We start from the raw sequence: 19,475 nt of genomic DNA on the forward strand, positions 1-19,475 counted from the left end.
TTTAATATTTGGTCTGGGAATGAATCTGCTCATTGAAAATATCAGGACTTATGTGCCGCTGTCAGCGGCAGACGAAAAAGCAATAAGAGAATTGTTTCATCGGAAAGAATTTCAAAAGGAGGAACATTTACTGAAAGCTGGGCAGGTTTGCCGGCGCCTGATCTTTCTGGAGCAGGGATTGGTGAGGTATTACCTGTCCGATAACGGCGACGAGCAAACCAACTATTTTAATAAAGAAAAGGAATGGGTCTGCGATTACCCAAGTTTTCTGCCGAAAGTGTCCTCAACCGTTAACATACAGGCTTTGGAGCCGGTCATCGCCTGGACGATCAGCTACGATGATCTGCAAATCTTTTATCGGGAGGTTCAGTATGGCGAGCGGTTTGGGCGCGTAGGGATCGAGCAGGTTTTTGTTAATATTATCAAGCAGGTCACCTCACTTTATACAGATAAACCGGAGGTACGTTATGAAAAATTCCTGCGATCCTATTTTGATATAGCTCAGCGAATACCACAGTATTACATTGCTTCTTACGTCGGTGTCAAACCCCAGTCCTTAAGCCGGATACGTAAACGTATCGCAGGTCTGCGTTATTAACCCTGGTGCATGAAAAGCATTTGCTAACTCAGGACTTTTGTGTCATGAAAACACAAGAGATCAAAAATTCCTGGGGTTTCCGGTCCGTATCGTTCTGGATGACCTTTTTAGTTGCCGTAGGTATCATCTTCATTGGTCTGAGATTTATCGTCGATCCTCTGGCAGGTTCTACCGGCTTCGGCATACCACTTAAAGAGTTGTCTTACGGAAGGATAAAAGGCATACGCGACATATTTTCAGGGCTGGTATTACTCCCCTTCCTGTTTCTAAAAATGCGTATCCCTACCGCGTTAGCTTTAACTACTGCCATCATCGTGCCTGCTACTGACTTTTCTATTGTATTATTCACCAATGGCACCGGGGACCTGCAACATCTGCTTATTCACGGCTTAACTGTCGTTTATATGGTCATCACCAGCATTTTACTTTTTAAAGCAGGAAGCAATGAACTGTCACATCGTTAGTTAAACATTATGAAGTTAAAACTTAAAAGCGGCATTTGGCCGCTTTTAAGTTTACTGAGTGATGATCGTTGGTATTTATTTAAATCCGTAGTTGAGGTAGCCGCCATCTACTATTATTTCCGTCCCCTTAATGAAACTTGCAGCGTCAGAAGCCAGGAACAATACCGTTTTTGCGATCTCATCAAGATTTCCCAACCTTTACGGCGTTGTCGCGGCAGCTAAATATGCTTTTGTTTCCGGTGGTACAGCATATTCCAGACCGGGGGGACTGGTGCCATTATCGTCATAGATTTATAACTTAGAACCAACTCAATTGTCACACAGCGTCTCTTCTTCCTCTCGTTCATTGGGCACTAAGTTTAATCAAACGTAAATGATCTATCATGGCTTGGTTTATCTCACTATTCATATTTTCATTGGCATCCCTAAATTGCAATGATATCATGTGCTCACCTTTACTCAGTTTCATTTTAACAACATTGCTATAACCCCAATTACTCCACTCCCCTTTGCCGCGTTGCGGTAACACTACAGTACCGGCAAATTCCTTATCCACAAATAAACTACGTATAGCACATTTGTTTTCTGTATTAATGGGGCCATTACCATTGGCATATCTAAAATCAACTGCATAAATTCCGCCTTTGTTAACTTTAACAGATATTTTCAAAGTAAGATTCTTGGTTTTACTGACCTCTACGAAACCGTTGCCCGTAAATCCTTTATAATCCAGGGCCGACTTATTAGTTAAGCTCTCGGCTTCTATCACCTGGGCTGAGTTTGCAGGTATTACCTGCATCGGTTCGCTGGCGAATGAATTAATGCCTTTTCTATCAACAGAAACAACCTGGTATTCTGCATACTCACCTGCATTTACAGGATAACTTAGCGTACTATTTTTAACTATAAGCCCACCATTCTTAATGACCCGGTAGCCGACCGCCTTTTCGACCTTTGGCCAGGTAAGTTTCCCCTTTGCATAAGTGACAACCGGCGTTTCCGGTGCTGTGTAATTTGGTTGCAAATTACTTTTTCCATTAACTACATTGTTAGCTAATATAATGTTGATGTTATGTTCTCCATTTAAACCGGCAGGAATAATACCATTTGTTATCGTTGTGCCATCCAGCGTGATCCTTTTAACCTGGTTGCCATAACCTGTCATGCTGATATTAAGCCAGGAATCACGATATTTAAAATGATCCAAAGAACGCGTACCAGCCAATGCTTTCGGCACAAAAGGCTTAAACTGTAAACTGCCCTCGTTATAATGAATGCCGAATAATACCTTATAAACTAATGCGATATTTCCTGATAAGCTCCACAACATATTGCTGCTGTTAATTTGGGTACCTGCAAAATCACCATCGCTGGCTACAAAATTCTCTTTATTGGTAAGCCACAGCGAGACCGGGCGGTATATAGCACTGATTGCCCTTATCACTGATTCCTCGTTCCCTGCTTTAGCCGATGCCATAGCCCAATAAGCCTCTACAAATGGCCATACGGCGTTGTTATGGTACGGCAGTATATTGGGGATCTGCGGATAAATGCAAGGGATACCAAACTCATTTACCGGAGTATTGCCTATAACGCTTTGTTGTTTACCGGCATCTGCCGCGTCAAACAGTACTGCAAGGGCCTCGCCCAACGCTTCTGATCGTGGTGATACCGTTTTATAGTTACGACCATAAAGGTATTGACCATAGTAGCCTTTTGTTGGCAGCCATAGATTATTCAACCCTTTTTTGATGATATTGGCTTGTTGAGTGTAGCTCGCAGTGGCATTTTTATCACTCAATAAGCCAGCCATCGCGGCCAACACTTTATTTGCTTGATAATGTACCACACTGGTTCCCAAACACTCTGATTCATAAATATCGGCGGGCTGCATCCATCTTGGGTAGGTTTCCTCGCGCCAATCCAAAAATGAGGATTCGCCGCGGGCAAGTCCTGTTTTGCTATCGTATACATTAAGGGTATCATCGGCGGCAGACTGCTTAATAATGACATAGGCCTTTTGCAGCCAGTCACGGTCGCCGGTTACTTTGTAAACCTCCCAGGCTGCTACCGCCCATATCATCCTGTCTGACGACACCGGGTAAGCGCCGCCTGTACCGGTATCTTGTATAATGCGGCCGTTTTTTACCTTTCGCATCAGGCTGTAAATGGCCACTTTGGGTTGCAGAATGGCCATGGATAGGATAATACTATAACTGATATCCCTTGTCCAAACACCGCTCCACTCTTTACCGGTGCGAAATGTACTATCAGGTTCAACAGCGTTTTGCATTTCTTCGAGAGACAGGTTATAGACGGCATCAGACAATGGATAACCGGAATGATACTGTGGAAAATTACTCACACCCTTAGTGAGTTTCCAGCCTGCGGCAGTGCTGTTGGCATCCTGGGGTTTATTGAGTACCAGGGTGGTTTCATAAATACCATCGCCATCAGGGTCCTTTAGTTCCAGCTCGGGGCGGTTGTGAATGTTGTTAAAATCCCAGATCATGGGCGCCGTATTGCCGGCTACAAATACCCCCTTAAAATCGTCCTTGTAGATTTTATCGCCATTAAAGCAGGTGTAAAACCCTACGGTTTTAAAAGCGTTAAGCATGGCCTGCATATCTACCCTGATCCTGAAGATGGTCGAGGGTTTAAGGTAGCCACCCGGTGGCACCGCTTTTTTATCAACGTAGCTTTCACCAAATCTGATGACGGGCGTTTCGTTATCCTGGGCTAAACAACTAAAATGATGATCATTACCCGAGGGCATTTCATTATCCTTACCGTTGATGCTGAACTTAAAATCAACCACCGGGCTTTTATACAGATTCGCAGGGCTTTGATAGTTGGACTGTAGTTGGGTACGCGAAATCGCACTGGCCGTGTACTTGCCCTGAACCACCCTATTTGGGTATACAGTATAGGCTTTAGATGTGTATATGGGCTTACTGCTTTGCGCCTTCACGTTGCCTGCTGCAAGCAATAAACTAAAAATTAAAGAAAGCTTGTATCTCATGAACATTTATTTACGAATTCTTATTGGTACTCTACAACCACCATATCCCAATACTTCAGCATCGGTAAAGTGAACGTTACCGAATTTCCGGATTGTGTATAAGCCAAGGTTTTAGATGCGCCACCATCAACATCGGGCGATGCTACCCATATTTTTTTGATGCTTTTGGTGGATGTAAAATTGAAACGACCATTAATTACCGGCACCGGGGAGGTTTGCGTTCCGTTACGGTCGCGCCAGTCAAAATTATTGGCGTTGGCAAAATTGATCAGGTGGATCACTTGTTTGGTACCCAGATCTCTCCCGATTACCGATACCTGGCCTGTAACGGGCGGAAAGTTGTTTAACCTGGTTTTGCTATCGCCGGCAGTAATGACTGGATTATTGAATGTGCCGCCATCGCGTAGCAAATTCTGATAAGCAGTTAAAAAGTCATAATAGCTTACCATGGCCGTCTTCAGGTCATCGCGCATTTGCAGGTTATTATTAGGAAAGTATTCCTTGCCCAGCATATGCTCGCCCAGTTCCAGGTGCGATCCACCGTGGGCGAAGATCACCGCGTCTGTAAACAATACACCGGGGGTGTTAAAATAACCAGGGCTGCCTGCCAGGTCATAATCCATATAAGCGGCCAATACGCTTTTCTTGGCCCCGCCGGTTAGGGCGTCATTACTTTTAATAATATCACCCAGGTCTTTATAACTTTCATTAGGTGCCCACACTTCCGAATACAGGAAATCAACCGGCGCGCTGGCTATCTGCGGCTGGCCGTATTGGGTTACCGCATTCATCACCAAGGCTTTGGCCGGCATGGCTAATTTCATCGCTTTAATAAAAGAATTAAAAGCTGTTGGCAAATCAACCGTGCCGCCATTGTAGTTATACAGCGTTTTATCTCGGTTGCCCAGTTGGTCTATCTGGTAACCGTCAAAGGGGTATACCTGATAAGCTTCCTTGGTTTTGGTGGCCAGGTACTGTTGCCAACCGGTATTTGATGGGTCGACTATATTCAAGTCGCTTTTAAACAGGGGCTGCGGCAAAGTGGCTATTTCTCTTTTGGTATGGGTGGCATCGTTAAATAAATACCAGTTTTCAGCCACCCCATCTGCGGCGGCATCGTTTAAGGCACCATAAGCCAGGTTATAGTGCAGGGTAAGCATATTATAGCTATGCGCGGCATCAATATAGCCTTTCACCGTAGTGCCGTAATTATCGCGGTTGGCAATATCTTTCCAGCTGGCATCGGGTTGGGCTACGGTTCCGGCAAGTGGCTCATGGTGTTTATATTCCCAATCCTGAAACTGCACATAGTTCATGTGGTAACGGTTCAATGAACTCATGACCGTTTTAATATCTTCAGCACTCATTTTGCCATAGGCAGATAAAAAAGCATTCCGCGGGAAACGAGCGGGATCTGATGACACATCAACCGCTATCGTACCGTAAATTTTCTCCTCGTTATCCGTACCGTCAAACAATTCTACCATATAACCAGTAAAATCAGTTGCGGGAGCTGTCCATTTCCAGCTGGTACCGGATAAGGTAACCGACTGAACAATCGCCCCGGACTGCTTATACCTGATCTTCACCGTTGCAGGCAAAGCTTTATCAATGGTAAAGGTGATCTCATCACCTGGCTTGTAAAAGGCTTTATCAGTAGCGATATTGACCAGGTTGCTGGCCATTATGCTTGTTATCAGCCGGGTATTATCAACCAGTTTATCCTTCTTGCAGCCGCAGCTTATACCTGCAATCATCAATACGCCTATAAAATATAGTTTCATTTGGTGTGTTTTATTGTATGTTAAAATGTCCACGGTAAAAAAGCGGGGACCAATTATAATTATTGTTTTACGATGGCAACGCTTAAATCTTTCATATTGAGCGTTATTTTATAATTACCTGCTGTTGATGCAGTAACGACCCACTTATTATCCGGATCGCCGGAGCTAAGCTGTACCGTTGTTGCCGACAGCGCGGGATGATCACTTACAGGGCGGTAAAATTTAGCGCCGAAATCCTTTGCTGTCCCTATCTTGAATTCCCCGGCAACCAGTGGACCGGTCCAGGTAAATACAAAAGGATCGGTGACGCTTTTAACCATTGGCGTAGCAGCATCCAAACTCCAGCCTCCCGGCGAGGCATCGCCAATGATCCATAACGCGGTATAAGGTGGCGTAGTAATAATAGTATTTACGATACTGATGGTATTGGTGCGCAGGTTAAGCGTGATTTTATAGGTGCTGGCGGTTGTAATATGCCATTTATTGTCAGGGTCGCCGGCGTTTAATTGTACTGCGGTAGCCGACAGATCGGGTGCGTTAGTTGTTGGTCGGTAAAATGGCGCATTAAAATCCTTCGCGGTAGCTATTTTAAAATCGCCTGCAATTAGCGGACCTGTCCAGGTAAATATAAATGAGTCGCTGGCGTCAACAGTAAGCGGTGTAACAGCGTCCAGACTCCATCCCCCCGGCGAGGCATCGCCCAATAACCATAACTGGCTAAAAGGCGCTTTCGGCGGATCGGTGCTTACAATACTAATGCTGCTGTTATGCAGGTTTAGAGTAACCTTATAATTGCCTGCTTTGGCCGCGGCTATCTGCCATTTATTGTCCGGGTCGCCGCTGCTTACCTGGGCAGTTGTTACCGACAGGTCTGGATGATTGGTTAAGGGGCGATAAAACGCGCCGCCAAAATCCTTCACCGTGGCAATCTTAAACTCGCCTGCTGTAAGCAAACCTATGTAAGTGAACAGGTACGGATCGGTGCCATCCTGCACCATTGGCGTGGCATTACTAATATCCCATCCTTTTGGAGTGGCATCGCCCACCATCCAAAGCGCGCTGTATGGCGGCGGTATCACTTTGTTATAGGTAGTAACTGTTAACCCAATTGTGTTGGAGTTAAATGGTGTTACCGAACCATCTGATGTGGCAATAACAATACGCAGCTCAACCGGGGTGGCAGCTGCAAACGGCAGGGTGCCAAACAGATCATTCAACGCTTCCTGAGTATAGCTTTTGGTGAGCGTATCGCGACCAAGTTTAATATTGGTGGCATTAGCAAAATTGCTACCTTTTAAATCCCACTGCAAAAAGTAGGTAATGGAACCCTGCATACCTTTTACTGTTGCTGCCGACCACTTGAGTGTAACGGCCTGCTGATCTTTCGTATCCCGGCTGAGCACAATAGTACTTGCCGATGCCGACAGTAACGGGGTTGAAGTTACCTGCGGGATAATAGTATCCTTTTTACAGGATGCGATAAACAGGGCAAAAACAGCTATCAATAATAGCCCCAAAAACGTGGGTCTGCTATTTTTATATGCTGGTGAATAAGCACCGATAAAGTTAAACGCTTTCATATTAAAGGTTATTTTAATTGATTAATAGCCTGGATTTTGTACAAGATTTGGGTTGGAGTCAATCTCCTGCTGCGGTATGGGCAGCAACAGAAATTTGGCCGTAGCATTGCTTTTGCCTATCGTATGCAAAAAATCAAGCCCGTATTGCCCGTTGTTTATCCTGATCAAATCAAACCAGCGCTGGCCTTCAAAAGCAAGTTCCATGCGGCGCTCATGCAATACCGCGGTACGGAAGGCATCTTTGCTTAAACCGGTGGCAACGTTGCCTAAACCTGCCCGATTACGTACCAGGTTAAGCGGTGTTTCGGCCCCGCCCTGGCTCAGCTCGTTCATGGCTTCGGCCTGCATTAGCAAAACATCCGCGTAGCGCAAAACCGGAAAATCTTCAGGATTGGTATTATAATCTGGCGATATGGATTTGGGTACCAAAAACTTGCGCAGGTTAAAGCCCGTTGTGGAGTAAGATGCCAGATAAGCCTTACCGTCAAAAGCGGGACAGCCCGGGTAAAGTATGGTGATATCCTTACGCAGGTCACCACTTTCGTAGCTGTTTACAAACTCCTGCGTTGGCTGATCCCAGCCATACGCGCCGCCCACAAAATCAGAATTACGTGGCCCGGTGAAGGTGCTTGCCCATGCTGATTGATTAAAATCGTCAAAAAAGCCATAAGTAGTGGCCCCGCTGTATTGCACTTCAAATAATGATTCACCGGTATTTTTTTTGGTGGCCGAAAAATTATCGGCATAATTGGTATTGAGCGAATAGCCCAGCGCGGTAACCTGTTTACACAGGTCAACCGTTTGCTGGTAATTGCCCAGCGTTAAATAAACCTTGGCCAATAAACCTACGGCCGAGCCTTTTGATGCCCTGCCGATATCGGCACCCGAATAGGTTGACGCTGCGGGCAGCAAACCCATGGCATCTGTAAGGTCCTGGATGATTAGCGTGTAAACATCAGCCTTGGGTGATCGTTTCAGCTTCAGGTCATCCCCTACCACCTGTGGTTTGGTAATCAAAGGCACATCGCCAAATAACCTTACCAGGTTAAAGTAGTATAGGGCCCTTAAAAATTTGGCTTCGCCTAAAACCCGGTTCTTTAAGGCGGCATCCATATCAATGGCCGGCACTTTTTGCAATACAATATTACATTGTAAAATGCCTGGCGCGGGGCCACGGTAAATATCAAGTATCCCGGCATTGGCCGATGTGGTTACAAAATTCTGTTCGTCCTGGGTTTCAATACCATCGGTACCCCCACCTGCGCCGGTAACACTGTTACCGGCCATAATATCGGTAGTCCATATCCTGAAATTGTATAGTTTTGGGCGTTGCAAAGGCTGGTAGGCTGCGTTTACTGCATTTACAGCATCTTCGGCTGTTTTATAGTAATTGCCTGTATTAACAGAATCAAGCGGTGCTTTATCCAGGAAATCTTTTTTACAGCTCACCAATACTGCCGATAGTATGAGTGCTATGATATATTTATTGGCTTTCATTATTAATGCTTTAAAAATTAAAGTGTTAAATTGATACCTAAACTAATGGTACGGGTAACGGGGTACACGCTAAAATCGATACCGTTACTGCCCACCTCGGGATCAAATCCGGTGTATTTGGTAAACGTGAACAGGTTTTGGCCGGTGACGTACAGACGCGCGCTGCTAAAGCCAATCCGTTTCATATAAAGCTGCGGAACGGTGTAACCCAGCGTGGCGGTTTTGATACGCAGGTATGAACCATCCTCCACAAACCTGTCAGATATCCGCGAATTTTTGTTAGGGTCGTTATAAATAGCCCTCGGGATGGAATTGCTTGTACCTTCTCCTTCCCATCGGCCTAAGACCCTTGTCGTCTGATTTTGGGCCACCGCCATACTTTCCTGGTAAACGTTATTGGCGTTAAATATTTTATTGCCTTGCACGCCTTGTAAAAACACGCTCAGATCTACACCTTTGTAGCTGAACGTATTGTTCATGGCGTAAATAAACTTAGGGTTGGGATTGCCGATGTAGGTACGGTCGGCATCGTTGATCACGTTGTCATTATTCAAATCCTTAAACCTGATATCACCTGCCGATGTACGGTTGTAAGGATCGGCCCCGGTTTGCTGGGCCGCGTGTGCATCTACATCAAACTGGGTTTGGAAAATGCCCTGCGTTACAAAACCATAGAAGCTATTGATAGGATGGCCAACTGAATTGATATTAATATTGCCATTTAAGCCTATGCTGCCGCCAAACAGCGAGGTATTATCGCTCAAGGCAGTGATCTTATTTTTGTTGAAGGAGATATTGGCACTTGTTGTCCAACCGAAAGAGCCCGTTAAGTTTTTAGAGGTAACCGCGATCTCGATGCCCTTATTCTCTACATTGCCCGCGTTACCATAAGGCGCCGCCCCCGAGTAACCGGTTGATATGGGCAGGTTAATAGGTACCAGCATACCAGTTGTTTTTTTGATGTAGCCATCTATATTAAGGGTAATACGTTGGTTCAGGAATGTGGCATCGATACCCAAATTGCTTTGCTTAACTGTTTCCCAATGAAGGTTGGGATTGGCCGCGTTCAGCGCAATTTCGGCAGGTACTACAGTGCCGTTAAAGTTATAAACCGCCGATGTAAGTACCGATGCGAAGGAATAATTACCAATGTTTTGGTTACCGGTTTCGCCATAGCCGGCGCGTATTTTCAGGTCATCAAAAAAGGTGATATTTTTAAAAAATGGTTCCTGCGTAACCCGCCAGGCTAAAGATGCTGATGGGAAGGTGCCATATTTATTGTTATCGCCAAAGCGTGATGAACCATCTCGCCTGATGGTAGCCGTTAGCAGGTAACGGTCTTTAAAGGTATAGTTGGCGCGGCCTACGTAGGATAACAATGACCACTCGGAACCATCGCCCTGCAGTACAGGGTTTAACGTGCCGTTGTTCAGCTGCTGGGTAACATCGCTGGCAAAGCCGCTTACATTACCGCCTGCAAAATGGTAGGCGTTGCTTTGCGCATCGGTACCTGCCAGCAAGGTTAGGTGGTGATCTTTACCGAAGAATTTATCGTAAGTTAAAAAGTTATCCCAGGTATAGGTAATGCTCCTGTTATACTGCTCGGCCAGGTAAGAATTTGGCTGGGGAATAGGTTGATAATTATACTTTGGCGACCAGGTGCGGCTGTTAAAAAACGACGCCTGCATCCCTCCCGTTGTTTTAAAGGTTAAGCCCGGTAAAATAGTAGCTTCAGCATATACCGATCCTAATAAATTATAACCTTCGGTATTATTTTTAACCAGGTTTGCTGTCGCGATGGGATTTTTCACATCGCCATAAAATTGCGGCTGACCTACCGGCCCCGCATAAGTACCATCGGCATTAAAAATTGCCTGAGCAGGATTGGCTGCCATGGCACTACGGATATCATATGATCCACTTGGTTTTTCATCGTGATTTAGGGTTAAGTTGTTACCGAATTTTAACCATTTAAGCACTTTATTATTGCCGTTAAACTGTACGGTATACCTACGGTAGCCTGTGCCAATAATAATGCCTTTTTGATCAAGCACGCTACCGGATACATAGTAGTCTGACTTATCGGTGCCGCCCGAGTAGGACAGCGTGTAGCTTTGGATAGGCGCTGTGCGGAACAAAGCATCCAGCCAGTTGGTACCCGCGCCCAATGATTTCGGATCGGCATAGGCCGGGTTGGTTGATTGGTTGTTGTTGGCCAGCAATTCATTGTTTAGCTGCGCAAACTGACTGGCGTTGAGCAGCTTTACCATATTGGTAGCTTTTTGCACACCGGCAAAGGCATTTATATTTAAGTGACTTGCCCCCGCGCTGCCTTTTTTGGTAGTGATAAGCACCACGCCGTTTGCACCGCGCGAACCGTAAATGGCGGCTGCGGATGCATCTTTCAGCACATCGAAAGAAGCCACATCGTCGGGGTTAATGGTATTCAACGGTACGTCGGTAGGTACACCGTCGATAACCAGCAAGGGATCGGCATTGTTGATGGTACCTACCCCGCGGACCCTGATGGTAACATTACTGCCCGGCGAACCCGACGTGAGCGCCTGTACGCCAGCCGCCCGTCCTTCAATAGCCTGCCCAATATCTGGCACTGGCTGCGAGGAGATTTCTTTAATATTAACCGATGTTACCGCGCCGGTAACATCTTTCTTTTTTTGTGTACCGTAACCGATCACCACTACCTCGTTAAGAGCTTTTACGTTCGCGGCAAGCACCACATCCAGGATGGTCTTATCTGCAACAGGTACTTCCTGCGTAGTATAGCCTAAAAAGCTGAACACCAGTATGGCGTTTTGATCTTTAACTTGGAGCTTAAAATTACCGTTGCCATCAGTAAGTGTTCCGTTGGCAGTACCTTTTTCGGTAACGGATACGCCGGGCAGCACGCCTGCGGCATCGGCGACTTTACCACTGATGCTTAAGGCTTGCACCGGACTGGCAGATACCGGGACCGCTGCAGCCCTTACCGATGCAAAAGCGCATACTGGCATTGCCAGGAGCAACACCAGCGGACTAATGGCAATTGTTTTTTTGGACACGCCAAAGTGTAAGTTTCGTAAACGAAATTTCATATTTCTTTAAGATTTTCAGGTTATAATTTCAAGGCATTGGCAGCCTTACGGTTATTGGTTTATAATCGCCCGTTTTTTTAACAGCGCGGGAAGTGTGCAACGTAAATTCTCTTCATAATGGTTGTTAAGTTAATAATTTGGTTTATTGTTATCTTCTGATACCGATTGGCGGAGGCATTTTGATAAGCACTAAGTAACAGGATTGAAGACAAAGGGGATAATCACAGCATTTCAATTTAAAATCAAAATGTATCAATTTGCGGATGAGAAAATATCGGCCGGATAATGTGGTTATATTTGGTTGAGGAAGGCCACTTGCTTATTTATAAACCGATTTTGAAAAAAATATATTTCATATTGCTCCTTTTGCTTACCGCTACTGTTGCCTATAGTCAGCAGGCATCGTACTATTTTAAAAACTACCAAGTACAAAACGGCCTGTCAAGCAATACCATCACCAGCATTTTGCAGGACAAAAAGGGCTTTATGTGGTTTGGCAGCCGCAACGGGCTCAACCGGTTTGATGGCAATGTTTTTAAGCTATTTGGCAATAAGCTCGGCGATAGCACCAGCATTGGTAGTAATTCTATATTCAGCTTATATGAGGATAGCAGGGAAACCATTTGGGTGGGCACTTACAAGGGCATTTACCTGTTTAATCCCTTAAAGGAAAGCTTTACCGCTTTTAAACTGATAGCCCCCGGCGAGGTGAGGTATATCACGGGCGATAAACAGCACCACATCTGGATCATATCCGACCTTAACCTGTACCGGTACGACGAGCTGACTAACACGGTAAGCACTTATCCCCTGGGTACCGATCAAACCATTACCATGAATATGGCTGCCGACGGCTCGCTATGGACGGCAACATCAAAGGGCTTTATCAATCATTATAATACCGCAGGAAAAAAGCTGGCCGGGTATGAGCTGGCAACGGCAAACGGTGGCCATAAATTTTCAGCCATCCAGGAAATTTATCCGGTGGGCGATACATCGGTAATAGCCGGCACCATGAACCAGGCGGTGTTGTATAACTACAAAAACAAGCGACTGCTTAACATTCTTCAAGATCAGAAAACATCGGCAGATGTCCATGTGCACGTTATTTTTCACCAGAATGACGGCAATTACTGGTTTGGCACAGAGAATGGCCTGTACATTTATACCCTGCAAACCAGCAAAACCACCATAGTACAAAAACAATACAGCAACCCATACGCCATCACTGATAACATTATATCGGCTATTTACCAGGATCGTGAAGGCGGTACCTGGATAGGAACTTATTTTGGCGGCCTAAACTACTACTCGGGCCAGTACAACAATTTTAAGAAATATTTCCCCGAGCCAGGTATCAACAGCCTGAGCGGGAATATTGTGCACGAAATAACCAAAGACCGGTTTGGAAATCTATGGGTGGGTACCGAGGATGCAGGGCTTAATAAGGTAGACCTGAAAACAGGCTTTGTTAAACACTTCTTGCCCGGTAAAGAGCCCGGAAGCATAGCATACCGGAACATACATGGCCTTGTGGCCGATGGAAACATGCTTTGGATAGGCACCTACGAACATGGGCTTGATGTGATGGACCTACGGACGGAAAAGGTGGTCAAGCACTATACTTCTGGTCTGGGCGGCCGGTCGTTCAGCAGCAATTTTATTGTATCGCTATACAAAACCCACCAGGGGGACATTTTAGTTGGTACCTGGAACGGGCTGTTCAAGTACAATCCACAAAGCGATGATTTTTCAGCTATCCCATTTTTTACCGGGCATATACAATCTATAAAGGAAGACCGCCAGGGTACTTTGTGGGTAAGCACCTATGGCACCGGCGTATATTATTTAAATGAAGCCAAAAACAGCAAAGGCCATATTTATTACCAAGCGGGTAAGGTCAACAGCATTTTAAACGATTATGTAAACGGCTTATTTATTGATAAGCGGTATAACATGTGGTTTTGTACCGAGGGTGGATTAAGCAGCTATAATCCGCAAACCAGGCAGGTAAGTAATTACACCACAGAAAACGGGCTGCCCGACAATCAGGTCTTCAGGGTGCAGGAGGATGAAAGCGGCAAGCTTTGGATATCGACTGCTAAGGGCCTTGGTCGGTTTGACCCGACAAACAATACCTTTAGCAATTACCATACGGTTAATGGCTTGCCAACGGAGCAGTTCAACTACAATTCATCGTACCGCGATGCCGACGGAACCATGTATTATGGCACCGTAAAGGGTATGGTAAGCTTTATGCCTACAAAGTTTGTACGCAACCCTTACGTACCACCGGTTTATATCACCGGTTTGCAGGTAAATAACCAGGAAATTACTGCGGGGATAAAAGGATCTGCCCTACAAAATTCTATTACTTACTCGCCTCAGATCACCCTACCTTACAGCAGCTCCAACATCAGTATGGATGTAGCGGCCCTGAGCTATGTGATACCCGAAATGAATGGCTTTGCCTATAAAATGGATGGCATCGATAAAAACTGGATAAACTTTAAAAACAACCGTAAAATATATTACACCAAGCTGCCTGCCGGCGATTATGTTTTTAACCTGAAGGGATCAAACAGCGAAGGCGTTTGGAATAATAAAGTTGTTAAGTTAAGCGTACATATTTTGCCACCTTTTTATGCCACGTTATGGGCTTATGCACTGTATTTAATTATTGTGGCGGGCGTAATAATTACCATTGTGCGATATTACCATTTGGCCGTTAGCGAGAAAAACAAAAGACGAATTGAAACTATTGAAATTAATACCGAGCGGGAAATTTACAACGCAAAAATTGAGTTTTTCACCAACGTGGCGCATGAGATACGAACGCCGCTCACGCTGATAAAAATGCCTTTGGATAAACTTATTAACCGCGAATTTGACGACCCCGAAACCATCGAGAACCTTGCTATGATAAAGAAAAACACAAACCGGCTAATTGGCCTCACCAACCAGCTGCTGGATTTCAGGAAGGCCGAGGCCAACAAGTTTAGCCTGAATTTTTCAAAAACAGATATCAATGAATTGCTGAATGAGGTTTACGCCACCTTTAAACCCGCAGCCGAATTAAAAACCCTCACTTATAAACTGCAACTGCCCCGAATAACCCTGCATGCTTATGTTGACCATGAGGCGCTTAAAAAGATACTAAGCAACCTGTTTAACAACGCTATTAAATACGCGGCCCAGACTGCTGTAATAAAACTGCTGCCCTTTAGCAGCGAGGATGAAATGTTCAGGGTTGAGATCAGGAATGATGGTTTCCTAATACCGGCCGAATTGCAGGATAAGATCTTTGAACCTTTTTACCGCATTAAAGAAACAGAAAAAGAAGCCGGTACCGGGATTGGTTTGCCGCTGGCCAAATCATTAACCTTATTGCATAAAGGAACCCTGGAGCTTAAGCCATCCATTAACGCGCAAAATATTTTCCTGTTATCACTGCCCATGCACCAGGAAACCGAAATAGATTTAGGCGGGAAAGAAGAACCGCTTATTAAAGAACCAGAAGTACCCGAAAGCACCGATACTGACAAAAGCAAGCCATACATATTACTGGTAGAGGACAATAAGGAGATACTAAACTACCTTACCCGCGAGTTGACATCAACCTACTATGTGCTGAAAGCCAGTAACGGGCTGGAAGCGTTGGATGTGTTGCAAAGGGAGAATGTGCAGATAGTGATCAGCGATATTATGATGCCGGTGATGGACGGTATTGAGCTGGTTAAAAAGATGAAAACCGATGTACAGCACAGCCACATCCCTATTATACTGCTTACCGCCAAAAACTCGCTTAACTCCAAAATTGAGGGGCTGGAAGTTGGTGCTGATGCTTATATCGAAAAACCGTTTGCCTTTGAACATTTGCTGGCCCAGCTCAACAATCTCCTGGTGAACCGCAATATGATGAAGGAGTATTTCGCGCGGTCGCCCTTAACCCACATTAAAGGCATAGCGGTTTCAAAGGCCGATAAGGATTTTCTTGACCGCCTGAACAAGGTTATTTATGACCATATTACTGATATGGAATTGGATGTTGACCAGCTATCTGGTATGATGAACATGAGCCGCCCTACCCTGTACCGCAAGATAAAAGGCATATCAGACATGACACCCAATGAACTGATCAATCTTTCTCGTCTTAAAAAAGGCGCAGAATTGCTCGCTGAAGGCGATCGCAAGATCAACGAGGTTGCCAATATGATTGGTTATACATTACCTACTAATTTTTCACGCGACTTTCAAAGACAGTTTGGGGTAAGCCCTTCTATTTATGTTTATAATCTTAAAGGAGATCAAAAACAGGTATAAAAATCAGGGGCTACCAGAAAGCAGCCGAGCTGAGCAAAATTGATGTTTGATATGCTTTATAACTTAGTTTTCGCGGTTTAACACGTATTCAAAGCATTTCTTCTTAAACTGTTTATTATAAGAGAGGGTTAAGCAGGAAGTTTTCAACCAGTTTTTTGTTACACTTAATTACTGGCCTGTTATAAACTCTCTTTCGGCTTAAAAACTTTCGATACTTATTTTTACTACAAAACCTAAGATACCTCAATAATGAAATGGATCACTCGCGAAAAACTAAAGGTAGACCGCATCGCCTGCCCTTGGCTGATCAAATGGTTTTCTGAGGCTTTTGAAGCTCTGATGAAAAAACATTCAGGGAAACATTACGACCTTTAATATATCTCCATTTAGGCAAAATAGATGAATGTTAACTTTATATTTAACAGATGAGAAAACTGACCAAAATGTTTAGAATTAAAGCTGGGTGCTTTCTTTTGCTCCATTTGTTTGTCGCGCCATGCATGGGCCAGATCAAATGGCCGCCTGGCCAACTGCTTCCATCTTTCCCAGCGCCTGCGCCGGTCCAGGATTTAATTACGCTCCGTCAAAACTCTCCTTACTCTTCGGCAGAAATGTACCTGCTTGCTTCGCTAAAGGGTATCGTAAACAGAACTAAACCTCGTATTTTCTCCTATGAAGGTGATGCTTTCGGTGAAGGACCACATACCTGGCTGCAATCCCTGGGTTTGAGCTGGTCTGAACCTGCAGATAAATGGGACCTAATCACTAAATACCGGAAAGAAATTTCGGGTTTGATTGTTTATGACACAGCCCAAATACATACCATCAACCTGGCCACAGTACTTGCAAAAAGCAAAGGGGCACTAATTGCTTCTCCATTATTGTTGGCAAAATTAACTGCTCCTCCTTATAATTTTCCTGTTTTACTTGATTTGCAGGGAAAATTTAATAGTAAACTGGAAGTTTATCAATCGCTATATGATACATATTGGCCACATCTTGATCACCGCTTGCTAATCGGGTTAAATCCTAATGCACATAAAGCAGCCCTTCGTGAATACGCAGCAGCGTTGGGTGCTGCAGTAATATGGCTCGATCCTAAAGTAGCTGGAGAAAGTGAATTGCTAAACAAATTTTTATCTTCAATGTCCCCTGGTTCAGTCTTTATGGGATGGTGGCCGCAAGAAGGCCCCGGCGTAGAGAGAGCTTCAAGGTATGGTATTGCAACCGTCGCAAGCGATTGGTGTTCTAACTTAACGGTACATAGCGGTACATCCAGAATTGTAAAAATAAAACCAATCCCCCCAAAACCAGTACTCAAAAACAAAATTTATGTTGCATTTATATTGAGTGACGGAGACAATTTACAGTTTACAGAGCATTTGATGCGTAAACTTTGGAATAATCCAGACCGGGGGGCTGTTCCAATGGGATGGACTGTGTCACCTGCTATGCTGGATGCAATGCCTGGTGCACTTAATTACTATTGGCAAACTTCCACCAGCAATGATAATCTGATTTCCGGGCCTTCTGGCTATGGTTATACTTATCCTAATACCTGGTCTGACGAAAATTTGCTAAAGCAGTTTGTTTCTAAAACCGAGGACTATAATAATCGCGCTGGTTTACGGGTAATCACCGTCTGGAACACTATCGTTGGCGGTATTAACCTTAATGTTGGGAAGATCTATGCCGGTCAGGCAAAAACGCTACTTGGGGTAACGGCCCAAAACACTGGAGGAGGGCTCACTATTTATAATGACAGTTTACCGGGAATGGCACTTACCTGTAACTATTGTACAACGGAACAGGCGATGAAAGATCATATTGCCAGGGCCTCTAAGGATTGGGACAAAATCTCGCCGCGTTTCCTGATCATACAGGCGCAGCCCTGGACGGGTACTTCGCCAACAAGCTTCAAAAATGTGGCTAACTCACTTAATGAAGATTATGTAATAGTTCGCCCTGATCACCTTTTTCAGCTTATTCGTGAGGAAAAGGGTATTTCAATTAATCCGAAATAGAAATATATTAGAGAAGAGCAGCATTTTTAAGCCGATCCGGCTGGGAAACAGTTTGATAAGCGCGCTTATTGGGGATTGACGTTATTTTTGTTTTCGGAAAGGTTCTTTAATTCCGGATTCGGCTAAACCAAAAGCAGATTTGGATAAACTTTGTTGATTAGTGTAACTGATCTTTGTATCAACAAAATCAAATCAAATTATGCGCGTATTTGTCACGGGAGCCACCGGCTTCATAGGAACTGCCATTGTACAGGAATTAATTAATGCCGGCCACCAGGTATTGGGGCTTGCCCGTTCGGATGCATCCGCTGGTAAGCTGATCTCAGCAGGTGCAGAAGTTCATCGCGGCGACCTCGAAGACCTTGATAGTTTGCGGACTGGTGCCGCCGAAACAGACGGGGTGATCCATGCCGGATTCATCCATGATTTTACCCGGTTCCCGGAAGTATGCAAAGTAGATAAGCTTGCCATCAAAACCATCGGTGAAGTGCTGGCCGGTTCTAATCGTCCATTTATTGTTACTTCAGGCACAGCGTTGGTTAGTCCCGGAAAACTGGCTACCGAAGAGATTATCCCTCTTTTTAACCCAGCCTGGCCACGGGCTTCAGAGCAAACAGCAGACGCCGTCGCCGAACTGGGTGTGCGTGCCGCATCATTGCGATTATCACCATCGGTTCATGGCGAGGGCGATCATCATGGCTTTATACCAATTCTGGTTAACATCGCCCGCGAAAAAGGCTTCTCTGCTTACATTGGCGAAGGAATTAACAGGTGGAATGCTGTACACAGGCTGGACGCCGCCCATTTATTCCGCCTGGCGTTGGAAAACGCTGTGCCAAGCGCACGTTATCACGCGGCTGCAGAAGAGGCGATTACCGTTAAAGCTATTGCCGAAGCCATTGGAAAACAACTAAATATTCCGGTAAAATCAATAGCCCCTGAAGCAGCAGCCGAACATTTTGGCTGGTTCGCTCACATGGCCGCTATCGACTGCCCGGCGTCAAGTAAACTAACCCAGGAAGGTTTGAAATGGCGCCCAACACATTCAAAATTGCTCGCGGATATAGAAAACGGCGTTTATACCAAATAAA

General features: G+C 45.0%; 13 protein-coding genes. 7 read left to right on the forward strand and 6 right to left on the reverse strand.

The window, feature by feature from the left end:
- Nucleotides 1-19 precede the first annotated feature (19 nt).
- The gene (locus BLS59_RS02780) at nt 20-598 is read left to right on the forward strand and encodes a Crp/Fnr family transcriptional regulator (RefSeq protein WP_091143899.1); all 579 of its coding nucleotides are present in this window, start codon (nt 20-22) and stop codon (nt 596-598) included.
- 44 nt (nt 599-642) lie between these two features.
- The gene (locus tag BLS59_RS02785; RefSeq protein ID WP_091143902.1) at nt 643-1,062 is read left to right on the forward strand and encodes a DUF4267 domain-containing protein; all 420 of its coding nucleotides are present in this window, start codon (nt 643-645) and stop codon (nt 1,060-1,062) included.
- Between the two features lie 75 nt (nt 1,063-1,137).
- Here BLS59_RS02785 and BLS59_RS32200 read toward each other — a convergent pair whose 3' ends face one another.
- Nucleotides 1,138-1,224, reverse strand: coding sequence for a hypothetical protein (locus tag BLS59_RS32200; protein ID WP_240315147.1), 87 nt, complete (start codon nt 1,222-1,224; stop codon nt 1,138-1,140).
- On the opposite strand from BLS59_RS32200, the gene BLS59_RS32205 reads away from it, so the two are divergent.
- Nucleotides 1,193-1,351: a hypothetical protein gene (locus tag BLS59_RS32205; protein WP_240315148.1), complete on the forward strand. Its 159-nt coding sequence runs from the start codon at nt 1,193-1,195 to the stop codon at nt 1,349-1,351. The genes BLS59_RS32200 and BLS59_RS32205 overlap by 32 nt on opposite strands.
- Before the next feature lie 54 nt (nt 1,352-1,405).
- Here the strand turns inward: BLS59_RS32205 and BLS59_RS02795 are convergent, their stop codons facing one another.
- Genes BLS59_RS02795 through BLS59_RS02815 form a run of 5 tightly spaced genes read right to left on the reverse strand, consistent with a single transcriptional unit; the run spans nt 1,406 to nt 12,037 of the window.
- Complete coding sequence (locus tag BLS59_RS02795; protein ID WP_091143909.1) at nt 1,406-4,084, reverse strand: alpha-L-rhamnosidase-related protein; 2,679 nt, start codon at nt 4,082-4,084, stop codon at nt 1,406-1,408.
- Nucleotides 4,085-4,104: 20 nt separating this feature from the next.
- On the reverse strand, nt 4,105-5,868 hold the full coding sequence (locus BLS59_RS02800; protein ID WP_091143912.1) for an endo-dextranase: 1,764 nt from the start codon (nt 5,866-5,868) through the stop codon (nt 4,105-4,107).
- Nucleotides 5,869-5,927: 59 nt separating this feature from the next.
- The gene (locus BLS59_RS02805; RefSeq protein ID WP_091143916.1) at nt 5,928-7,448 is read right to left on the reverse strand and encodes a SusE domain-containing protein; all 1,521 of its coding nucleotides are present in this window, start codon (nt 7,446-7,448) and stop codon (nt 5,928-5,930) included.
- Nucleotides 7,449-7,469: 21 nt separating this feature from the next.
- Nucleotides 7,470-8,945 carry a RagB/SusD family nutrient uptake outer membrane protein gene (locus tag BLS59_RS02810; RefSeq protein ID WP_091143918.1) on the reverse strand — a complete coding sequence of 492 codons (1,476 nt, stop codon included), beginning with the start codon at nt 8,943-8,945 and terminating at the stop codon, nt 7,470-7,472.
- A 17-nt stretch (nt 8,946-8,962) separates the two neighbouring features.
- Nucleotides 8,963-12,037 (reverse strand): SusC/RagA family TonB-linked outer membrane protein, encoded by a 3,075-nt coding sequence (locus BLS59_RS02815; RefSeq protein ID WP_091143922.1) that lies wholly within the window; start codon nt 12,035-12,037, stop codon nt 8,963-8,965.
- 336 nt (nt 12,038-12,373) lie between these two features.
- On the opposite strand from BLS59_RS02815, the gene BLS59_RS02820 reads away from it, so the two are divergent.
- From BLS59_RS02820 to BLS59_RS02835, 4 genes are all read left to right on the forward strand, one after another.
- The gene (locus BLS59_RS02820) at nt 12,374-16,360 is read left to right on the forward strand and encodes a hybrid sensor histidine kinase/response regulator transcription factor (RefSeq protein WP_240315134.1); all 3,987 of its coding nucleotides are present in this window, start codon (nt 12,374-12,376) and stop codon (nt 16,358-16,360) included.
- Nucleotides 16,361-16,609: 249 nt separating this feature from the next.
- Nucleotides 16,610-16,735, forward strand: a complete 126-nt coding sequence (locus tag BLS59_RS31965) for a chromate resistance protein ChrB domain-containing protein (RefSeq protein WP_091143929.1) — start codon at nt 16,610-16,612, stop codon at nt 16,733-16,735.
- A 50-nt stretch (nt 16,736-16,785) separates the two neighbouring features.
- Nucleotides 16,786-18,384 (forward strand): GxGYxYP domain-containing protein, encoded by a 1,599-nt coding sequence (locus BLS59_RS02830; protein ID WP_240315135.1) that lies wholly within the window; start codon nt 16,786-16,788, stop codon nt 18,382-18,384.
- A 199-nt stretch (nt 18,385-18,583) separates the two neighbouring features.
- The gene (locus BLS59_RS02835) at nt 18,584-19,474 is read left to right on the forward strand and encodes an SDR family oxidoreductase (RefSeq protein WP_091143934.1); all 891 of its coding nucleotides are present in this window, start codon (nt 18,584-18,586) and stop codon (nt 19,472-19,474) included.
- Nucleotide 19,475: the final 1 nt, after the last annotated feature.

Source organism: Mucilaginibacter pineti (assembly GCF_900101875.1).
Lineage (GTDB): Bacteria > Bacteroidota > Bacteroidia > Sphingobacteriales > Sphingobacteriaceae > Mucilaginibacter > Mucilaginibacter pineti.

What these genes read in the sequence shown, in the direction of transcription:
- BLS59_RS02780 (WP_091143899.1), top strand. Translation starts at nt 20, where the DNA reads ATGAATCTGCTCATTGAAAATATCAGGACTTATGTGCCGCTGTCAGCG.
- BLS59_RS02785 (WP_091143902.1), top strand. Translation starts at nt 643, where the DNA reads ATGAAAACACAAGAGATCAAAAATTCCTGGGGTTTCCGGTCCGTATCG.
- BLS59_RS32205 (WP_240315148.1), top strand. Translation starts at nt 1,193, where the DNA reads ATGAAACTTGCAGCGTCAGAAGCCAGGAACAATACCGTTTTTGCGATC.
- BLS59_RS02795 (WP_091143909.1), bottom strand. Translation starts at nt 4,084, where the DNA reads ATGAGATACAAGCTTTCTTTAATTTTTAGTTTATTGCTTGCAGCAGGC.
- BLS59_RS02800 (WP_091143912.1), bottom strand. Translation starts at nt 5,868, where the DNA reads ATGAAACTATATTTTATAGGCGTATTGATGATTGCAGGTATAAGCTGC.
- BLS59_RS02805 (WP_091143916.1), bottom strand. Translation starts at nt 7,448, where the DNA reads ATGAAAGCGTTTAACTTTATCGGTGCTTATTCACCAGCATATAAAAAT.
- BLS59_RS02810 (WP_091143918.1), bottom strand. Translation starts at nt 8,945, where the DNA reads ATGAAAGCCAATAAATATATCATAGCACTCATACTATCGGCAGTATTG.
- BLS59_RS02815 (WP_091143922.1), bottom strand. Translation starts at nt 12,037, where the DNA reads ATGAAATTTCGTTTACGAAACTTACACTTTGGCGTGTCCAAAAAAACA.
- BLS59_RS31965 (WP_091143929.1), top strand. Translation starts at nt 16,610, where the DNA reads ATGAAATGGATCACTCGCGAAAAACTAAAGGTAGACCGCATCGCCTGC.
- BLS59_RS02830 (WP_240315135.1), top strand. Translation starts at nt 16,786, where the DNA reads ATGAGAAAACTGACCAAAATGTTTAGAATTAAAGCTGGGTGCTTTCTT.
- BLS59_RS02835 (WP_091143934.1), top strand. Translation starts at nt 18,584, where the DNA reads ATGCGCGTATTTGTCACGGGAGCCACCGGCTTCATAGGAACTGCCATT.